Genomic DNA, 18,549 nt, shown 5'->3' on the forward strand with positions numbered 1-18,549 from the left:
CCGCCGCCCTGATCATTCTTTGCGCCCTCCACCGCGACCGAAGTCCGGTGCATCTGTATCCTGTCCCGCCTCGATAATGCCACGTCTAATGGCCCGGGTCCGGGTGAAATAGGCGTGAAGATGCTCACCATCGCCCTGCCGGATGGCGCGCTGCAGGGCAAAAAGTTCTTCGGTAAAGCGTCCAAGGATTTCAAGCGTGGCTTCCTTGTTCGTCAAGAAGACGTCTCGCCACATGGTTGGATCAGACGCTGCAATCCGCGTGAAATCACGGAAACCACCCGCAGAATATTTGATGACCTCGCTATCGGTTACCCGACGCAAGTCATCTGCAACGCCGACCATTGTGTAAGCGATCAGGTGTGGCGCATGGGACGTGACAGCAACCACAAGGTCATGATGCTCTGCATCCATTTCCTCGACAAGCGCGCCAAAGCCCTCCCACAATGCGCGTAGTCGTGCGATGGCGTCCGGATCGGTACCCTCAACGGGAACCAGCAAGCACCAGCGGTTTTCAAAAAGCTCGGGAAAACCTGAACGCGGGCCAGAATGCTCGGTCCCGGCAAGAGGGTGGGCAGGCACGAAATGAACATTGTCGGGCAGGTGCGGCGAGACCTTTTCAATCACGTCGCGCTTGACTGATCCAACATCTGACACCGTCGCGCCAGGCTTGAGATGCGGCGCCATTTCCGCCGCGACATCGCCCATGACACCCACGGGCACACACAGCACAATGAGGTCCGCGCCATCAACCGCCTCCGCGATGCTGTCGCACACACGGTCACAAAGACCAATTTCACGCGCCGTTTCCCGGGTTTCGGCAGATCGGGCATAGCCCGTAACCTCACCCGCCAGCCCGTCACGTTTCATCGCCCAGAACATTGACGATGCGATAAGGCCCAGCCCGATCAGAGCGACGCGTTCATACACTTGTGCCATCTGCGTCTCCGTCCTTGAACTGGCGAATGGCATGAACCACGCGGCGGCAGCTTGCCTCGTCACCCACGGTGATCCGCAGACAGTTGGGCAGATTATAGCTGGCCACCAGCCGGATAATCAGCCCTTGGGATTTAAGATAGGCGTCACAGGCTTCGGCCTCTTTCTGCGATGCCATGCGCGCCAGAACGAAATTGGTGCAGGATACATCCGACGGGATGCCCATCGCCGCCAGTGCATCCGCCAGCCATGTCCGCCAGCGGGCGTTTTCGGCCCGGCAATGATCCACATAAGATGTGTCACGCACCGCTGCCTCCGCGGCGTTGAGCGCCGCTTGGCTCAGGTTGAACGGCCCGCGCACGCGGTTCAGCACGTCAATAACGTCCTTGCTGCCATATCCCCATCCGATGCGCAGACCGCCAAGCCCGTAGATCTTGGAAAAGGTGCGCGTCATCACGACATTCTCGCGCGCCTCTACCAAGGTAACACCGCCATCATAGCCTTCAACGTATTCGGCATAGGCCCCGTCCAGCACGAGCAATGCCTGTGGTGGCAACCCATCCGCAAGCCGCGCAACCTCTGCCGCGCCAATCATCGTGCCGGTGGGATTATTCGGGTTGGCCATGAAAACAAGCGTCGTCTTGTCGGTGCAGGCAGCCAGTATGGCATCCACATCCGTGACGCGCTCGCGCTCTTTCACCTCTACAGGGGTCGCCCCGGCGGCCAGGGCGCTGATCTTGTACATGCCGAACCCGTGTTCGGTATGGATCACCTCTGTGCCCAGCCCCGCATAGGCCTGACAAAGAAACGCAATAATCTCATCCGATCCGGCGCCACAGATGATGCGATCTGCGTGCAGCCCGTACACGTCGGCAATTGCTGTACGCAAGCCGCCGTGGTCAGAAGACGGATAACGATGCAGATCAAGCGCGGCCCGGCGAAACGCTTCCTTGGCTGCCTCCGACGGTCCAAGTGGGTTTTCATTGGACGACAGCTTGATGACGTTCTCTACACCCGTCACATGCGCCGCCCCACCCTGATAGAGCTTAATGTCCATGATGCCCGGTTGCGGCGTGATCTTGTTCATATCCAGACCTTTGCGATTTTGGTGTGTTCTAGCGGCGTGATCCGCTCGCTGCCAGCGCCAAAAGCAAAAGGCTGCGGCGGTTTCCCGTCGCAGCCTTTGTATTCTGGCTTGGAATGGCAGGCGAAGTTTAGTTCTTCGCGTAGAATTCCACGACGAGGTTGGGTTCCATCATGACCGGATAAGGCACATCGCCCAGCGCGGGCGAGCGCACAAATTTTGCGGTCATCTTGGAATGGTCAACTTCGATGTAGTCAGGCACGTCGCGCTCTGGCAGCTGTGTCGCTTCCAGCAGGGCAACCATCTGCTTGGAACGGTCACGCACTTCAACAACGTCGCCTTCTTTGACGCGGTAGGAGGGGATGTTCACTTTCTTGCCGTTCACACGGACATGGCCGTGGTTCACGAACTGGCGCGCTGCAAAAACGGTTGCCACGAACTTGGCACGGTACACAACAGCGTCCAGACGGCGCTCAAGCAAACCAATCAGGTTTTCACCAGTGTCGCCTTTAACACGCTCGGCTTCGGCGTAGATGCGGCGGAATTGCTTCTCGGTCAGATCGCCGTAGTAGCCCTTGAGCTTTTGCTTGGCGCGCAACTGAATACCGAAGTCGGACAGTTTGCCCTTGCGGCGCTGGCCGTGCTGGCCGGGGCCATATTCGCGGCGGTTGACCGGGGACTTTGGACGGCCCCAGATATTTTCGCCCATGCGGCGGTCGATCTTGTGCTTGGCAGCTGTGCGTTTTGTCACGGCTGATCTCCTTCATGTAATGTTAATGAGTAACCCGTGGGTTACTCGATTGAAGGGCGTTGTCCTTTGGGGTTTCCCCCTGACAGGCATCCCCTTGCGAGGGCCACCAACACCAACAGACGGCGCTTATACGGGTAGAATCGGCAGAGTCAATGCAAGTACCGCAGACCCAGTCAAAGTTTGGCATCCGCAGTTGGCGTATCCGTACGATCCTCACAATGGCGGGTCACAGCCTGACCAACACGAAAAAATGTCGCATTTGCGCTTGCTATCAGCTTCTCTTGCCCTGCCGGTTCATCCGCAAATGCCTGCAATGCACCTTTCAACTTGCGCCAAAGGATCGGAGATGTGCCCAAGGCAAAGTAGTTCCGAGGAACCGCAGGCAGGTTTCGTGCAATCGAGGCATTCAGGACGCGCGCGCCAAAGCCTGAACCGTGCAAAACATAAAGCGCGCCCAAAATCTCAACTGGCTCCGTCCAAGCAGCAGAAACCGGACACCAGCGCGTTGCCCTGCGCTTTCCCAGCGCAGAGATGTCGGCAGCCAAAGCGGATACCGCCGGCCCAAGACCAAGCCCGGCAAAAACATCCGCCGCCACACGCCGGGCCTCCACCTCAGTGTATATGCTGTAGTAGGCCAACAGAATTTGCCCGTAGACCTGCACGCTTAGGTCAGGTGCGTTCAGGCGTGCAATCCATGGGTGCACATGCAACGCTCGGTGTGCAGGCGCCGTGGCCTCCGCCAAAGCTTGCCTGACGTCAAAAGCCGAAGAGGCATGCACTGACTGATCAGCCCTCATGGGTCGGCAATCGCACCACAAAACAAGCACCATCCTGGTATTCGGTGTCCAGATGAAGCGTCCCACCGTGGGCATTCACGATCCGCTGACAGATCGCAAGGCCAAGTCCTGCGCCCTCAATCTCATCCTTGGAATGCAGCCTTTGCAATGGCTCGAAAATCCGCTCGGCACCTTTGGCCGCGATACCCATTCCATTGTCAGCGACTGCGATCTCGACAAAGCCGTTCTGTTCCGTGCGCGCAGAGATGGTGATACGCAGGGCACGGTCTGGCTGGCGATACTTGATCGCGTTGGACACCAGATTAAGAAACAGGCGCAGCAGCAGCCGTTCTGTTCCCGAAAGTACCGGCGCGCTTTGCAGGTCAATCTGCGCGCCAGCCTCTTCAATCTGAATGGCCAACAGATGCCAAACGTCCTGGATGATGTCCTGCATCGCCACAGGTTCGAAAACCTGTGTTTGGTTCTCAAGCACCACCAGTTCCAGCAAACCTTCGGTCAAATCCTGCATCCGCTGCGAAGACCGCTGTGCCATCGCATGGGTTTCTTTGACGGAATCTGCTTTAAAGCCGTCCTCGCTCATCCACTCAAGAGCGACGTTGAGCCCGATCAGCGGGGCGCGCAGATCGTGCGCTGCAGTTGCTGCGAATTGGCGCAGCGTTGCGTTCTCTTCTTTCAGCAACAACTGTGCGGCCATAATATCCAAAAATTCCTGAAAAATTTCCCGCGCACTCTGCAATTCCGCCTCTCGCCACGGCAGACTCTGATCCTCGTGTAGCTGTACCCACTTTTCAAATGATGCGCGTGGCCCCAGTGCGCGCGTATCTTCTTTTTCCTCAGGCCGACCTGCCCAGTTGACAGTCCGGGTGATCGGACCGCGGAACCAGATCAACTGGCAGACACGATGCACCACGATAGGTTGGATCAACACGCCACAGGCTGTGTCGATATGCGCCTTGGCAGGGGCCCACTCCTTGTGCAGTGAAATCGTCTGGAACTGATCTGAGGTCACGTGCTTGCGGACCGCCCAGTTTATAAATTCCGAAATGAACTCCGGCGGTGGTGTCTGTCCGGTAACATGAAGATTGTTACCGAACTGGAACGCAAAACCGTCTGCTCCCAGAAATTCGCAAAGCACGGGCATGAGTTTTGACAGGACGGATTCGACGTCACCATCCTTGCGCAAAGCGGCCGCAAATCCGTTTTCAACCTGCCGCAGGCGCGCGATCATGTCTACGACATCGGTTCTTTGTTGCTGAGCGTGTCGCAGCATGACCGCAGTGCCGATCTCTTGCACGAGGCTCCAACAATCGAAAGGCAGGATACCTTCGTTCACATCGTGGATCGCGATCAGCCCCCAAAGTTTGCCGTCATACATCAGACTACTTGAGAACGCTGCGCCAACGTTGATATTGCGCAAATATGCTGTGTGCATTTTCGAGACTGACCGCAAAACAGACCATGTCAGGTCGAGCTGCCCGCCAACGCCAGATTTGCTGTGTATCGGCACCGTGTCATTACGGCTGGACCCAATCGCCCTGTACGGGACGATCGACATGATCTGACGCACCTGTTTCGGTATGTCCCCCGGAGGAAAGCACAGGCCCAGACATGAGGGCAGCGCGTCACTCCGGCTTTCTGCGATGACTTCGCCAGACCAGTCGACATGAAATCGGTAGATTTTGGCCCGGCTATAACCGGTGATATCTCGGACCGCATCCACCGCAATATTCAATGCCTCTTCAAAGCTGGCCGCATGCAGGATGCGAGCGCAAGCCTTGGAGCAAATCCGCATTTTCTTGCGCGCTTCATTGGGCGACGGGCTGTTGTTTGGAATGAATTCGATAATCCGTCGGCCATCGTGCAAATGAGTGACGGTATCATGCGTGATGTCATTGTGCGTGAAGGTATAGTCCAGAACTTCATGCAAAATCTGGGTGTCATCGAGAGCCTCTGCAACTTGCGTTGCAAGGTCGGGGTCAACCGCGTGCAGATTGCATTCCAGCAGGCTGCGCATCGGAATTCCCAGAAATTCAGACGCATTCGCGGAGGCACCGATAATGCTGCCCGTTTCGGGGTCCGCGACAAGTAATGCGCCGTTGGCCTGAACCTCACCAGAGAGGTGGATTTCCTTGCGGTCGCAGTCATGCAGCGAAGTATCGTCAATCTGGTCAAAAAACTGCGTGAGCGATGTCAATCCACTGGTTTGTTGCTGATGTTCCATCGGTAACGTCCTTTCAAACCATCGCTGTGCGCGACCGGAGGCCGGCCACTTTTCCAGACCGGGCGCGTTTTCTTGCCTCTTTGCAGCAACATCGGAGATATTTGTGAACTGGCGCTTAACGCCGGCAGGGCTGACCGCTGCAGAAGCGGACTAAATCCCGCCCTGTATTAGGCTGACTCGGATCAAGCAGGAGAGCCGCGATACCCTGCCTGCCGTAAATAATGCGAGGCCCCAGAGGATGCGAAGAGTATATGAAGACCATATCAAGTGTGAGGTCGGCTGGATCATTCCGTCAAATTCTTCGCTAGCCCGGCGCATTGCGCATGTTGCGGGCAAGAGATCAGATGATCGTTGAACAACCCGCAAGCCTGCATCCACGCGTAAACAATCGTCGGACCGCAGAACTTGAACCCCTGCTTTTTGAGGTCTTTCGAAATCTGCTCTGTCAGTTGCGTTTTGGCTGGCACGTCGGCCAGACGTGTCCAGCGGTTCTGCATCGGCGTGCCGTCCACGTATCCCCACATGAAACGGTCAAAGCCCTCGCGCGCCTCAACCTTTTGCCAGGCTCTGGCGTTATGGATCGTTGCTTCGATCTTGCCACGGTGCCGGATGATGCCCGCATCCGTTAGCAGGCGAGCGACCTCGGGTTCGCCCCATTCGGCAATGACATTCGGATCAAAACCTTCGAAAGCCGCGCGAAAGTTGTCGCGCTTTTTGAGGATCGTGATCCAGCTGAGCCCTGCCTGAAAGCCATCAAGGATAAGTTTTTCCCACAGTGCGCGGCTGTCCCATTCAGGCACGCCCCATTCGGTGTCGTGGTAGTCCTTGTAGATCTGTTCAGGCCCAGCCCAACCACAACGTTCCATCCGTTCCCCCTACCGCCCGGTTTCGAGCAAATACAATTCGTACCAAATTTCCGCTTTAACAGGCGGTTATGATTTTGATGCCCATGCTCTCTCAAGCCCCAGTGAAAGTAAATTGCCGTGATCAACCGTTTCAAAGCACGTCGTGTCGACGTCCCTCCGGGTGCGGACAACCCGAACAACTATGCCGTGACACAGCGTGACAAGGATACGCCCGACATGGTTCGAGATGCGGTGGTACACAAGCAAATGCTGTTGGCCTATCAGCCAGTCATGCGCGCAAGCAACCCCGCGAAGGTCGCCTTTTACGAGGGGTTGATTCGCGTGCTTGACGCCACCGGTCGCGTCATCCCGGCCAGCGATTTTATGCCAAAGGTCGAGGGTACGGATCTGGGCCGCGAAATTGATGTGCAGGCCCTGCGCATGGGTTTGCAGACCCTTAGGGCCAATCCGGGATTGCGGTTGTCGATCAATATGTCGGCCCGCTCTATCGGGTATACGGATTGGAACAAGACGTTGCGCCGCCACCTGAAACAGGATGACACGCTAGGAGAGCGGTTGATCCTTGAGATCACCGAGAATTCGGCAATGCTGGTGCCGGAGCTTGTTGTGAATTTCATGGACGAGTTACAGCCTCATGGCGTCTGTTTCGCCCTGGACAACTACGGTGCCGGCAATACCGCCATCCGGTATTTCAAAGACTTCTTTTTTGACATTCTCAAGATCGACGGCCAATTCGTGCGCGGCATCGCCCAGAACCCCGACAACCGGGCGATCACAGCAGCGCTTTTGTCAGTGGCGGGCCATTTTGACATGCTGACGGTTGCAGAAAACGTAGAAAACGCAGAGGACGCTGCATTGCTGACCCAAATGGGTGTGGATTGCTTGCAAGGGTACTTTTTCAGTGCGCCAACCGTTCAACCCGCGTGGTTGCGCCAGAACCAGCCCAGCGAGCAAGCCAGATCGGGCTAATACGCCTGCACATAGCTGCCATTCCGTCGCGTCAGTTGCCGCGATGCAGCGCATGATGTAAGACCGCCTCCAGAAGGCGGGGGAGTCGCGCTGTGCGTGGAGGCATAGGCGTCACATCATCCCTTGCCACCAGCAAGAGGATTGTCCCCTTATGACCAACGTCGTCATCGCATCCGCCGCACGTACAGCAGTCGGCAGCTTCGGAGGCTCATTCGCCAACACACCCGCCCATGATCTGGGTGCTGCCGTTCTCAAGGAAATCATCGCCCGTGCGGGTGTGGACGCCTCCGAGGTGTCCGAGACGATCCTCGGTCAGGTACTGACAGCCGCTCAGGGCCAGAACCCTGCACGTCAAGCGCATATCAACGCCGGTCTGCCACAAGAGTCTGCTGCCTGGTCCATCAACCAGGTTTGCGGCTCTGGTCTGCGTGCCGTCGCATTGGGCGCACAGCACATTCAGCTGGGCGATGCGAACATCGTGGCTGCTGGCGGTCAGGAAAACATGACGATGTCCCCCCACGCCCAAGCCATGCGCGCCGGACAAAAGATGGGCGACATGAAGCTGATCGATACGATGATCAAGGACGGTCTGTGGGATGCCTTCAACGGCTATCACATGGGTCAAACCGCTGAAAACGTTGCCGAAAAGTGGCAGATCAGCCGCGACCAGCAGGACGAATTCGCTGTCGCATCCCAGAACAAAGCCGAAGCCGCGCAGAAGGCGGGCAAGTTTGCAGACGAGATCGTTGCCTACACGGTACCCGGCCGCAAGGGCGACACCATTGTCGATCAGGACGAATACATCCGTCACGGGGCAACCATGGAAGCGATGCAGAAACTGCGTCCCGCATTCACCAAGGACGGCTCTGTCACCGCCGCGAATGCGTCTGGCCTGAATGACGGTGCCGCCGGTGCCCTGCTGATGAGCGCGGATGAAGCCGAAAAGCGCGGCATTGAGCCGCTGGCCCGCATCGCGTCCTACGCAACCGCTGGTCTGGATCCGTCGATCATGGGCGTGGGCCCGATCTATGCATCGCGAAAAGCGCTTGAGAAGGCAGGCTGGAGGGCCGAAGACCTTGATCTGGTCGAGGCCAACGAAGCCTTTGCCGCGCAGGCCTGTGCAGTGAACAAGGACATGGGTTGGGATCCGGCAATCGTGAACGTGAACGGCGGCGCCATCGCCATCGGTCACCCTATCGGCGCATCGGGTGCGCGCATCCTGAACACGCTCCTGTTCGAAATGCAGCGCCGTGGCGCCAAGAAGGGTCTTGCGACACTGTGTATTGGTGGCGGCATGGGTGTTGCCATGTGCCTTGAGCGCCCCTAAAGAGATCGGGCGCGCAAGAATATTGCGCACCCAGATTCGAATACGACCAAAAATTACCTGAAGGATAGGAGGATATCATGTCCCGCGTCGCACTTGTTACCGGAGGCAGCCGAGGCATCGGTGCCGCCATTTCCAAAGAACTCAAAGAAGCAGGCTATACCGTTGCGGCAACCTACGCCGGCAATGACGAAGCCGCGGCAAAGTTCACCGAAGAGACAGGCATCAAGACCTACAAATGGAACGTAGCTGACTACGATTCCTCCAAGGAGGGTATCGCAAAGGTCGAGGCAGACCTTGGCCCCATCGAGATTGTCGTGGCCAATGCGGGCATCACCCGTGACGCACCTTTCCACAAGATGACGCCAGAGCAGTGGCACGAGGTGATCGACACCAACCTCACCGGCGTATTCAACACCATCCACCCTGTCTGGCCCGGCATGCGCGAGCGCAAGTTCGGCCGTATCGTTGTTATCTCCTCGATCAATGGTCAGAAAGGCCAGTTCGCACAGGTGAACTATGCCGCGACCAAGGCGGGTGATCTGGGTATCGTAAAGTCTTTGGCGCAGGAAGGCGCGCGCGCCAACATTACTGCAAACGCCATCTGTCCCGGCTACATCGCGACGGACATGGTGATGGCAGTGCCTGAGAAAGTACGTGAGAGCATCATCGCGCAGATCCCAGCCGGGCGTCTGGGGGAGCCAGAGGAAATCGCACGTGCGGTCAAGTTCCTGGTCGCCGATGACGCGGGCTTTATTAATGGCTCGACCATCTCGGCCAACGGTGCGCAGTTCTTCGTCTGATCGATTGTTCTTTTTGAAACAACAAAGGGCGGCTCAATCGAGCCGCCCTTTCTTTATGCCGTAAGAAAGCTGCAGTCTTTCAGCTGGAAGTCGAACCGCGCAACCACGCCCATGCGGCTTTCATAGCGGCGGCGCGTTCTTCGTGCGCGTTCAGCATTGCGTTGCGGGTGGTGCGGTTTGTTGTGGCTTCGGTCATGGCTTTGATCCTTTTTCAGTGTGGCTTTAGTGCTTCTGTCTTGAGACAAATATGGGCCTTTGAATCAAAGCTGACAAACGAGACTTTTCAAACCTTCAGTTAAGTTATACTTAATCGAACATGGCGACATCACTTCCCCCTCTCACGGCTCTGCGGGCATTTGACGCTGCTGCCCGGCATATGTCCTTTGCCAAGGCGGCGGAGGAATTGAACGTCACCCCTGCCGCGCTCAGCTTTCAGATCAAATCCCTTGAAGAGCATCTGGGCGCGCCGTTGTTTCGGCGACTGAACCGTGCGGTCGAACTGACAGATGCCGGCCATGCGCTGGCACCGGATGCAAAGGCTGCGTTCGAGATGTTGACGAACGGCTGGCGCGCGGCGCAGCGCATGCAGGATCATCAGTCACTCACCGTGACTGCGGGGCCTGCGTTCACAGCAAAATGGCTGGCCCCGCGCCTGTTTCAGTTTGCCCATGAACACCCTGAGATAGAGCTGCGTTTTTCAGCAACGCTGCGGGCCATGGATTTCGCGCGCGATGATATCGACGTGGCAATTCGGTTTGGCTATGGCCCTGATCCCGGGCTTTATTCACTGCCTCTGGCCGAAGAATGGGTGACGCCCGTCATGTTGCCGGAGATGGCAGAGCGATATCCCACGCCGGAAAGCCTGCGTGAAGCCGTGTTAATCATCGACGATTCTGTTGCGTTTCTGGACCCACCCGCAGATTGGGAGGCATGGTCGGAGGCAATGGGAATTGCGCCTTTGGTACCCACGGGGCCGAGGTTCTCACAGGCGGACCACGCGCTTGACGCCGTTCTTGCCGGGACTGGTGTGGCTTTGGGGCGGCGGGCACTGGTCATCAAGGATTTGGCCGAAGGGCGGCTGGTTGCCCCCTATGGCAAGGTACTAAGCACTGGCGCACGTTTCCGGTTCCTGTGTCCCGAAGGGGCCGAGACACGGCTACAGATCGAGGCATTCAAGAATTGGATGCTCCGCGAAATTGACAAGACGGCGCATATCGCCGAGAGCTTTGAGATGCTTGAAAGACCGATCAAGAAATGAGCCGCAGCCGCGCTACTGCCACCGGATTTGTTGCAGTGCTGCTATGGGCGCTCCTGGCGCTTTTCACTGTCGGGTCAGCCCCGACACCGCCTTTATTGCTGAACACGCTTTGCTTTGCCTTGGGGGGCACACTTGGTCTGATCTGGGCAGCGCGGACCGGAGCGTTGCCAAATCTGCGTAAAATCCCTTTGAAAGTTTATGTTTTCGGCACCCTCGGCCTTTTTGGGTATCACGCGCTGTACTTTTCAGCGCTCAGGTTGGCGCCAGCGGCAGAGGCGGGATTGATTGCCTATCTCTGGCCATTGCTCATCGTCGTGCTCTCGGGCCTGCTCCCCGGAGAACGGCTGCGCGCCGGTCATCTGATTGGAGCATTGATTGGATTTTCCGGCGCCGCACTGATCATTATGGGCGGAAGCGACGGGTTCTCGCCCCAGTACGCCTTGGGCTATGGACTGGCGTTTCTATGTGCGCTGACCTGGTCGAGCTATTCGGTGCTGTCGCGGCTGGTGGGGACCGCGCCTACGGCGACCGTGGCAGTGTTTTGCCTTGCGACTGCAGCGCTTTCGCTACCCCTGCATCTTATGTTCGAGCAAACCGTCTGGCCGCAAAGCGCGCTTGCATGGGCTTCTGTCGCCGGGCTGGGGCTGGGCCCTGTGGGTCTGGCGTTTTTCGTTTGGGATATTGGGGTCAAGCAGGGTGACATTCAGCTTTTGGGTACCAGCTCTTACGCGGCGCCGCTGTTGTCTACGCTTGTGTTGGTCGGAGCAGGAGTAGCCGCCCCAAGCTATACGCTGCTTTGGGCGGCGATCTTGATCACTGGCGGTGCTGTGGCTGCAGCACGCGCCAGCCTTCGCTAAACGGGGGCAACTCCCCTACGTTGAGGCTAACTAGAAAGCCGCGTGATCTCCTCTTTCAAACGCAGTTTTTCTTTCTTCATCGTTGCAACTTCCAGATCATCAACCCCGGGTGACCGTTGGGCGTGTTCAACCGCTTCGCTCATCTCTTGGTGCTTGCGCTTGAGGGTCTCCAGATGTGCAGTGAGAGCCATGTATTCCTCCTTCAATGGATGTAGATCTTGAGTGGATCACAGTTCAGCGTTTGTGTCACGCCGCCCTGCAGCATACCCTCTAAACTAGTAAAGGATTGCTTAACGCCGCCTAGAATTGCAGCGCAGCACCGTCGCGCAAGACTGCCGAAATCGCCGGGACATAGCTGTCACCATCTTGCTGATGGCTGTCGCCTTGGTGCAAAATCAACGGTGGGTGCAGGCGAAACGCGCCCCGCCCGTTCTTGCGTGCACGCAGGATGATCCGTTCCGGAGCGCGGGTAGCGCGCGCTGTGAGCGGCAGCACCTCGATCGACCCCATTTCATGCGGGAGTGCACGGATAATATCTGGCAAGCTTTCCACACGGTGAATGAAATGGGCCATCCCCTTGGGCGCAAGGCGCTTGGCCGCGATGCGGACCCATTTTTCAAGCGAGGTTTCTGCTCCGTGTGCTGCCTCGCGGGCGGGATCATCCGACGCGACAGAAGCGCCACGATCATAGTACGGAGGATTGGCCAGAACGTGGTCAAATTGTCGCTGACGCAAATGCAACGGCATATCCGTCAGGTCCGTTTCGACCACCTCCAGCCTAGCCCCGCCGTTGCGCCGGGCGAGCGCGGCAAACGCTGCATCCCGTTCGACCCCGGTTAAATCAACACCCTCAACGCGCGTCCCAAGACATAAGATCGCCGTGCCGACACCGCAGCCAAGCTCAAGGACACGCTCACCTTTATTCGCAGGAACTGAAGCACTTAGCAGAACCGCATCCATCCCCGCACGGTACCCCTGACGGGGTTGCCACAGGCGCAGGCGCCCACCCAGAAACGCATCATGCGTCAGGTCGGTTTCCGCCTGCCCGCTCACATCCCCAGTTCTATGTTGTTGTCGCGCAAAACCCGTTCGGCAGCGGCATGGTCATCGGGGTGCACCATCAGACGGCGCGGGAAAATCCCGATGCCCCCTTCAAGGACGCTCATGTTTACGTCCATCTCGAAGCAGTCTATATCCTCACCCTCAAGGAGGGCCTGTGCAAAGGCAATGACGGTCATGTCCGTGGTGCGCAAAAGTTCCTTCATATCAGTGGTGTGGGCCAGTTCCGCCAGATTGTCGAGCCTCATTAGCGGGCGAAGAATAAGGTCGAGTCGATGAACATCGAAACAATCATGAAACCACATGACAGGCTGGCCGCCTATCTGGCGGAAGATATGGAGAGGGTCGGCACCCTAATTCGCGAGCGGATGGCCTCGGAACACGCGCCACGCATTCCAGAGGTCACGGCGCATCTGGTTGAGGCAGGCGGCAAGCGCTTGCGCCCCCTGCTGACATTGGCCGCTGCGCGGATGTGCGGCTATGACGGGCCTTACCATGTGCATCTGGCCGCGACGGTTGAGTTTATTCACACTGCCACGCTGCTGCATGATGACGTCGTGGACGAAAGCCAGCAGCGACGGGGGCGGCCCACGGCAAATCTGTTGTGGGACAATCAGTCTTCGGTGCTGGTGGGTGATTATCTGTTCGCTCGGTCTTTCCAGTTGATGACCGAACCTGGATCAATGCGGGTGATGCGCATCCTGTCAAATGCGGCGGCGACCATTGCCGAAGGTGAGGTGTTGCAGCTCACAGCGGCACAGAATCTTGCAACCGATGAGAGCGTATATCTGCAGGTGATCCGGGGCAAAACGGCTGCGCTTTTCTCTGCCGCGACTGAAGTTGGCGGGGTGATCGCAGATGCAGACGATGCGCAGGTGCAGGCGTTATTTGACTATGGCGATGCCTTGGGAATTGCGTTTCAGATCGTCGATGATCTGCTGGATTATCAGGGCGAAACCGGGACCACCGGCAAGAATGTCGGCGATGATTTCCGTGAGCGGAAACTGACGTTGCCGGTGATCAAGGCGGTGGCGAAGGCAGACGCCGAAGAACGCACATTCTGGGTGCGGACGATTGAAAAGGGCCGTCAGGAAGACGGAGATTTGGATCATGCACTGGGTCTGATGCGAAAGCATGGCACCTTGAGTGCGACACAAGCGGATGCACTTAGTTGGGCGGCCAAGGCCAAGATCGCGATTGACTTATTGCCCCAGCACGACGTCAAAGACATGCTGCTTGATCTTGCGGACTACGTGGTCAGCCGGATCAGCTAAGTCGGCAAGGCTGTACCCACCAGTCGGGATGATCGGCGGCAAGTATGGAAGCTGCAGACTGAGCCTGCTCAAGTGTTTCACACAATCCGAAACAGGTCGCGCCGGAGCCGGACATGCGGGCCATAAGTGTGTGCGGACAGGCGTGCAGTGCGTCTATCGCATCAGAGATTGGAGAGGCGCGGGCGATGGCGGGATCCTGCAAGTCGTTCCGTTGGGTTGCCAGCCAGTCAATAAAGGTCTGAGTAGTGGAGAAATGAGGCAGGTCGAGAGGCATCGGAGCGTTATCACGGCTTTGCAATGCCTTGAAAACCTCCGGCGTGGGAACATGAATCCTTGGGTTCACTAGCACGGCGAAAAGATCGGGTAGTCCATTAACCGGGGCAAGGATATCCCCGATCCCCTGCATCCGCTGGGCCGAAGATGCAAGACACACAGGCACATCCGCGCCCAAGCGCGAGGCGCCTGCGCTGACCCCGTAATGGCGCAAGACGGATGCCGCATCCGACGATCCGCCGCCGATCCCGGCCCCGTGGGGCAGATTCTTTTCAACAGTGATATGCGCAGTCTGCCCTGCCATTTCGGCGGCCTGCCAGATCAGGTTACGTCTATCCGTGGGGACACCCTCTGCAAAGGGGCCGGTAACCGTCAGCGAAAGCTGCGCATCAGGTTCGAACCACAGCCGGTCACCGATATCTGCAAACATCACAAACGAGTCTAGCAGATGATAACCATCGTCGCGCCGGCCTGTCACATGCAGGGTCAGATTGATCTTGGCCGGGGCAAAGCCCTCAGATGTCATTGGCGACCTTCAAGGGTGGCGCGCCCTCTTGTTCCAGCACCTTGTCCAGACCGATCTGGAGCTTGCGGCGGATGCGGACCGGGTTTGCTTCGCTGTCATTATCATCCTCTTCGATGAACGACAGGGCACGGCTCCACTGAAACTCTGCCTCGCGGTGACGGCCTACGGCCCAATACACGTCACCAAGGTGGTCGTTGACCACGGGATCGACCGCCAGCAATTCCACGGCACGTTCCATTTGCACGACCGCTTCCTCGTAGCGGCCAAGGCGGTAGAAGGCCCACCCCAGCGAATCCACAATATAGCCGCTGTCAGGGCTTGCCGCGACAGCGCGTTCGATCATGTCCAGCGCCTCATCCAGATTGCGCTTCTGTTCGACCATCGAATAGCCCAGATAGTTCAGGACCTGTGGCTGTTCGGGGTTCAGCTTCAAAGCTGCACGAAAATCGGCTTCCATAGCCTCGTCGTTGCCTGAGCGTTCGTGTGCAATGCCACGAGAGTAATAAAGCACCCAACGGACTGGCGCGGTTTCAGCGGCAAGCTCAATCGCGCGGTCATATGCGGCGATCGCACCTTTGTAATCACCCTGTGCGCGCAGCACATCGCCCAGCGTGGAATGCACCACGGCCAGATCACCATGGGTCCGGGTCAGGTTTTCAAGCACTTCGACGGCCTGACCTTCTTTTCCAGAGCGCCGCAGCGCATCCGCGCGGCCCAATTCAGAGACATGAAACGCCGGGTCGTCAGCCGCCACATCCTTATATTCAAGAATGGCCAGGTCATATTGGCCGAGGCTTTCGAGCAGATCGGCTGTCAGCAACAAGGCATCTACGTGATCAGGGCGCAGATAGCGGGCGATGCGGGAATAGAGCAGCACGTAATAGTCGCCTGCCGCCTCTGACTTCAGGACAGCGGCAAACGTAAAGAACACTTCGGCGATGCCAGCCTGCGCACCGCGCACGTGCGTGAACGGCTTCGCCTCCTTTGCTTCGAGGCGTGCAATCAGCTGGTCCAGTTCCGGATCCGTAGCCTCACCAAAGCTGGCGCGCACCACGGCAAGCGCGTCTTCGTATCGGTCCAATTGCGCAAGTATCTCGGCATGGGCCAGAACCCCGCGCCGCGTTTGACCTGCGGCACCTGCGCCGGCCTGAGAGAAAATCGCCTCGGCACCTTCAAAGTCGCCCACGCTCGCCAGTGCCAAGGCTTTGTGATACATCACAAAACCCTGCATGCCGGCTTCTTGGCTCAGGGTATCAAAAGCAGTCATTGCAGAGGTGACATCACCCGCCCCGACATGGGCCCAGGCCTTGACCAAACCATCCACCCAAGGGCCAATGCCACTTGTGTCAGGTTCGCGTTCAACCAGAGCCTTGTAATCTTCCTGTTTGGCCAGATCGGCGGTGATCACCATGCGCGCGACCTGAGAGCTTTGGTTTTTTTGCTCAAGTAATCGTGCCAGCGGGGCGGCCTTGGCCACGTTGCCCAGCGACAACTGCGCCAGAACCGTGCTTTCCATCAGTTCCACATTGCCCGGATCACGTGCCAGCGCATCCGAGTAATACCGGGCCGCTTGGGCGTAGTCGCTGTTTACGGCAGCGTTGCGCCCAGCAAGGTAGGAACCGGCAACAGATTGCGCGGTGGCAGGGGGCACGAAGGCACCACTTAACAGAAGTGCGGCCATACCAGTAAGGACATTTCGGAGCATCTTGGACTGCCTCATATGCTTTTGTCAGAAGCTATCAGGTCTGTTGGCAAGCGCAATGGGCGGCCATATCGCATGACAGATGTGTGAGCGCGGTCCGCAGGATATCGCGCAAGAAAAAGGCGGGGTAGTCCCCGCCTTCATCTCGGTTGGTCTGCGCAACCGATCACATGTTCGGGTAATTCGGCCCGTCGCCACCTTGAGGCGTGGTCCAGACGATGTTCTGGCTGGGGTCCTTGATGTCGCAGGTCTTGCAATGGACGCAGTTCTGAAAGTTGATCTGAAAGCGTGGCTCTTTGCCGTCTTCCTGAACGAACTCATAAACGCCTGCAGGACAGTACCGCGCCGAAGGGCCTGCGTATTTGGGCAGGTTCACGCTGACCGGAATGCTGGGGTCTTTTAGCGTCAGGTGTGCCGGCTGGCTTTCCTCGTGATTGGTGAAAGAGAAAGCGACGTTGGTCAGACGGTCAAAGCTCAGCTTGCCATCCGGCTTAGGGTAATCGATTTCCTTATGCTTGGAGGCAGGCTCTGTCGCGTCGGCGTCAGACTTGCCATGCTGCATCGTGCCAAAGATCGAGCCACCAAAGAGCGTGTTGCACCACATGTCGAAACCGCCGAAGGCAAGCGACGCGGTGAGGCCCCACTTGGACCACATCGGCTTGACGTTGCGCACCTTTTTGAGGTCAGCACCGATGGCACCTTCACGCACTTCCTTCTCATACTCCGTCAGTTCATCGCCGGAACGATCCGCCTGAATCGCAGCATAGGCAGCCTCGGCAGCCGCTTTGCCGGACAGCATCGCGTTGTGGTTGCCCTTGATGCGCGGCACGTTGACCATCCCGACCGAACAGCCCAGCAGCGCCACACCGGGGGCCACCATCTTGGGCATGGACTGGTACCCGCCTTCGGTGATCGCGCGCGCGCCGTAAGCCACGCGCTTACCGCCTTCCAGCAGATCCGCGACGATAGGATGATGCTTGAAACGCTGGAATTCCATGTAAGGGAAGACATGCGGGTTCTTGTAGCCAAGGTGGACGACGAAGCCCACATAGACCTGATTGTTATCAAGGTGATAGATGAACGATCCGCCGCCAGCGTTCTTGTTCAGTGGCCAGCCCATCGTGTGGGTTACAGAGCCTTCCTTGTGCTTGGCAGGATCGATTTCCCAGATCTCTTTCATGCCGATGCCGTATTTCTGCGGCTCCTTGCCCTTGTCCAATTCGTATTTCGCGATGACCTGCTTGGACAGCGATCCACGCACCCCTTCCGACAGGAAGACGTACTTGCCGTGCAACTCCATCCCCGGCTCATAGCTGTCGCCGATTGAACCATCAGGGTTTTTGCCGAATTCACCGGCCACCACGCCTTTGACTTCGCCGTTATCGCCGTAAACGATTTCAGAGCACGCCATGCCTGGGAAAATCTCGACCCCCAGTTCCTCGGCCTGTTCGGCCATCCAGCGGCAGACGTTGCCCATGGAAACGATATAGTTGCCGTGGTTGTTCATCAGCGGCGGCATGGGGAAGTTCGGCACGCGCAGCTGCCCCGCCTCACCCAGCATGTAGAACTTGTCTTCTTTCACCGGCACCGTGATCGGGGCACCTTTTTCTCTCCAGTCAGGCATCAGCGCGTCGATGCCGCAGGGATCAAGCACCGCACCGGACAGAATGTGAGCGCCCACTTCGGAGCCTTTTTCCAACACCACGACGTTGCAATCAGCGTCCAGTTGCTTGAGGCGGATAGCAGCAGACAGGCCTGCGGGGCCTGCGCCGACAATCACCACATCATATTCCATTGCTTCGCGTTCAATATCGGCCATGGCTGGGCTTTCCTCCGGACAAAAACGGTTTGG

The 18,549-nt window shown here is 57.8% G+C and carries 18 protein-coding genes; 6 read left to right on the forward strand and 12 right to left on the reverse strand.

The features are described 5' to 3' along the window. Nucleotides 1-12: 12 nt before the first annotated feature. The 6 genes from GV827_RS08970 to GV827_RS08995 all read right to left on the reverse strand — a co-directional run bounded on the left by GV827_RS08970 (nt 13) and on the right by GV827_RS08995 (nt 6,652). The gene (locus GV827_RS08970; RefSeq protein ID WP_164353451.1) at nt 13-936 is read right to left on the reverse strand and encodes a prephenate/arogenate dehydrogenase family protein; all 924 of its coding nucleotides are present in this window, start codon (nt 934-936) and stop codon (nt 13-15) included. After that, nucleotides 920-2,020, reverse strand: a complete 1,101-nt coding sequence (hisC, locus tag GV827_RS08975) for a histidinol-phosphate transaminase (protein WP_164353452.1) — start codon at nt 2,018-2,020, stop codon at nt 920-922. Before hisC ends, GV827_RS08970 begins: the two co-directional genes overlap by 17 nt. A gap of 127 nt (nt 2,021-2,147) precedes the next feature. Continuing rightward, the gene (gene rpsD, locus GV827_RS08980) at nt 2,148-2,768 is read right to left on the reverse strand and encodes a 30S ribosomal protein S4 (protein WP_164353453.1); all 621 of its coding nucleotides are present in this window, start codon (nt 2,766-2,768) and stop codon (nt 2,148-2,150) included. Nucleotides 2,769-2,941: 173 nt separating this feature from the next. Further along, complete coding sequence (locus GV827_RS08985; protein ID WP_204325800.1) at nt 2,942-3,472, reverse strand: biliverdin-producing heme oxygenase; 531 nt, start codon at nt 3,470-3,472, stop codon at nt 2,942-2,944. A gap of 82 nt (nt 3,473-3,554) precedes the next feature. Beyond that, the gene (locus tag GV827_RS08990) at nt 3,555-5,786 is read right to left on the reverse strand and encodes an ATP-binding protein (protein WP_164353455.1); all 2,232 of its coding nucleotides are present in this window, start codon (nt 5,784-5,786) and stop codon (nt 3,555-3,557) included. Nucleotides 5,787-6,070: 284 nt separating this feature from the next. After that, a complete protein-coding gene (locus GV827_RS08995) occupies nt 6,071-6,652 on the reverse strand; it encodes a DNA-3-methyladenine glycosylase I (RefSeq protein WP_164353456.1) in 582 nt (193 codons plus the stop codon). 117 nt (nt 6,653-6,769) lie between these two features. On the opposite strand from GV827_RS08995, the gene GV827_RS09000 reads away from it, so the two are divergent. The 5 genes from GV827_RS09000 to yddG all read left to right on the forward strand — a co-directional run bounded on the left by GV827_RS09000 (nt 6,770) and on the right by yddG (nt 11,863). Further along, a complete protein-coding gene (locus tag GV827_RS09000) occupies nt 6,770-7,621 on the forward strand; it encodes an EAL domain-containing protein (RefSeq protein ID WP_328823132.1) in 852 nt (283 codons plus the stop codon). A 151-nt stretch (nt 7,622-7,772) separates the two neighbouring features. Further along, a complete protein-coding gene (locus GV827_RS09005; protein WP_164353457.1) occupies nt 7,773-8,948 on the forward strand; it encodes an acetyl-CoA C-acetyltransferase in 1,176 nt (391 codons plus the stop codon). A 77-nt stretch (nt 8,949-9,025) separates the two neighbouring features. Continuing rightward, entirely contained in the window at nt 9,026-9,748 is a 723-nt protein-coding gene (gene phbB / locus GV827_RS09010) for an acetoacetyl-CoA reductase (RefSeq protein WP_164353458.1), read from the forward strand. 316 nt (nt 9,749-10,064) lie between these two features. After that, complete coding sequence (locus GV827_RS09015; RefSeq protein ID WP_164353459.1) at nt 10,065-11,006, forward strand: transcriptional regulator GcvA; 942 nt, start codon at nt 10,065-10,067, stop codon at nt 11,004-11,006. Continuing rightward, on the forward strand, nt 11,003-11,863 hold the full coding sequence (gene yddG / locus GV827_RS09020; protein WP_164353460.1) for an aromatic amino acid exporter YddG: 861 nt from the start codon (nt 11,003-11,005) through the stop codon (nt 11,861-11,863). The genes GV827_RS09015 and yddG overlap by 4 nt, the downstream gene beginning before the upstream one ends. Nucleotides 11,864-11,889: 26 nt before the next feature. On the opposite strand, the gene GV827_RS09025 is transcribed toward yddG, so the two are convergent. From GV827_RS09025 to GV827_RS09035, 3 genes are all read right to left on the reverse strand, one after another. Then, a complete protein-coding gene (locus tag GV827_RS09025; protein ID WP_164353461.1) occupies nt 11,890-12,054 on the reverse strand; it encodes a YdcH family protein in 165 nt (54 codons plus the stop codon). A 109-nt stretch (nt 12,055-12,163) separates the two neighbouring features. After that, a complete protein-coding gene (locus tag GV827_RS09030; RefSeq protein ID WP_328823133.1) occupies nt 12,164-12,916 on the reverse strand; it encodes a tRNA1(Val) (adenine(37)-N6)-methyltransferase in 753 nt (250 codons plus the stop codon). Next, on the reverse strand, nt 12,913-13,128 hold the full coding sequence (locus GV827_RS09035) for a putative signal transducing protein (protein WP_164353552.1): 216 nt from the start codon (nt 13,126-13,128) through the stop codon (nt 12,913-12,915). The genes GV827_RS09030 and GV827_RS09035 overlap by 4 nt, the downstream gene beginning before the upstream one ends. A gap of 69 nt (nt 13,129-13,197) precedes the next feature. Between GV827_RS09035 and GV827_RS09040 the strand changes: the two genes are divergently transcribed. Further along, nucleotides 13,198-14,196 carry a polyprenyl synthetase family protein gene (locus GV827_RS09040; protein ID WP_164353462.1) on the forward strand — a complete coding sequence of 333 codons (999 nt, stop codon included), beginning with the start codon at nt 13,198-13,200 and terminating at the stop codon, nt 14,194-14,196. Here GV827_RS09040 and GV827_RS09045 read toward each other — a convergent pair. The 3 genes from GV827_RS09045 to GV827_RS09055 all read right to left on the reverse strand — a co-directional run bounded on the left by GV827_RS09045 (nt 14,189) and on the right by GV827_RS09055 (nt 18,516). Further along, the gene (locus GV827_RS09045) at nt 14,189-14,995 is read right to left on the reverse strand and encodes a 4-(cytidine 5'-diphospho)-2-C-methyl-D-erythritol kinase (protein WP_164353463.1); all 807 of its coding nucleotides are present in this window, start codon (nt 14,993-14,995) and stop codon (nt 14,189-14,191) included. The two genes, GV827_RS09040 and GV827_RS09045, sit on opposite strands and share 8 nt — an antisense overlap. After that, nucleotides 14,985-16,700, reverse strand: coding sequence for a tetratricopeptide repeat protein (locus GV827_RS09050; protein ID WP_164353553.1), 1,716 nt, complete (start codon nt 16,698-16,700; stop codon nt 14,985-14,987). The genes GV827_RS09045 and GV827_RS09050 overlap by 11 nt, the downstream gene beginning before the upstream one ends. A gap of 163 nt (nt 16,701-16,863) precedes the next feature. Then, nucleotides 16,864-18,516, reverse strand: coding sequence for an electron transfer flavoprotein-ubiquinone oxidoreductase (locus tag GV827_RS09055; protein WP_164353464.1), 1,653 nt, complete (start codon nt 18,514-18,516; stop codon nt 16,864-16,866). Nucleotides 18,517-18,549: the final 33 nt, after the last annotated feature.

Origin of the sequence: Sulfitobacter sediminilitoris (assembly GCF_010667575.1) — a bacterium.
Taxonomy (GTDB): Bacteria; Pseudomonadota; Alphaproteobacteria; order Rhodobacterales; family Rhodobacteraceae; genus Sulfitobacter; species Sulfitobacter sediminilitoris.

Coding starts and splice junctions, on each gene's coding strand:
- GV827_RS09040 (WP_164353462.1), top strand. CDS start 13,198: ATGAACATCGAAACAATCATGAAACCACATGACAGGCTGGCCGCCTAT.
- yddG (WP_164353460.1), top strand. CDS start 11,003: ATGAGCCGCAGCCGCGCTACTGCCACCGGATTTGTTGCAGTGCTGCTA.
- GV827_RS09015 (WP_164353459.1), top strand. CDS start 10,065: ATGGCGACATCACTTCCCCCTCTCACGGCTCTGCGGGCATTTGACGCT.
- GV827_RS09055 (WP_164353464.1), bottom strand. CDS start 18,516: ATGGCCGATATTGAACGCGAAGCAATGGAATATGATGTGGTGATTGTC.
- GV827_RS08970 (WP_164353451.1), bottom strand. CDS start 936: ATGGCACAAGTGTATGAACGCGTCGCTCTGATCGGGCTGGGCCTTATC.
- GV827_RS09025 (WP_164353461.1), bottom strand. CDS start 12,054: ATGGCTCTCACTGCACATCTGGAGACCCTCAAGCGCAAGCACCAAGAG.
- GV827_RS09005 (WP_164353457.1), top strand. CDS start 7,773: ATGACCAACGTCGTCATCGCATCCGCCGCACGTACAGCAGTCGGCAGC.
- hisC (WP_164353452.1), bottom strand. CDS start 2,020: ATGAACAAGATCACGCCGCAACCGGGCATCATGGACATTAAGCTCTAT.
- GV827_RS09045 (WP_164353463.1), bottom strand. CDS start 14,995: ATGACATCTGAGGGCTTTGCCCCGGCCAAGATCAATCTGACCCTGCAT.
- GV827_RS08990 (WP_164353455.1), bottom strand. CDS start 5,786: ATGGAACATCAGCAACAAACCAGTGGATTGACATCGCTCACGCAGTTT.
- GV827_RS09050 (WP_164353553.1), bottom strand. CDS start 16,700: ATGCTCCGAAATGTCCTTACTGGTATGGCCGCACTTCTGTTAAGTGGT.
- GV827_RS08995 (WP_164353456.1), bottom strand. CDS start 6,652: ATGGAACGTTGTGGTTGGGCTGGGCCTGAACAGATCTACAAGGACTAC.
- phbB (WP_164353458.1), top strand. CDS start 9,026: ATGTCCCGCGTCGCACTTGTTACCGGAGGCAGCCGAGGCATCGGTGCC.
- GV827_RS09035 (WP_164353552.1), bottom strand. CDS start 13,128: ATGAAGGAACTTTTGCGCACCACGGACATGACCGTCATTGCCTTTGCA.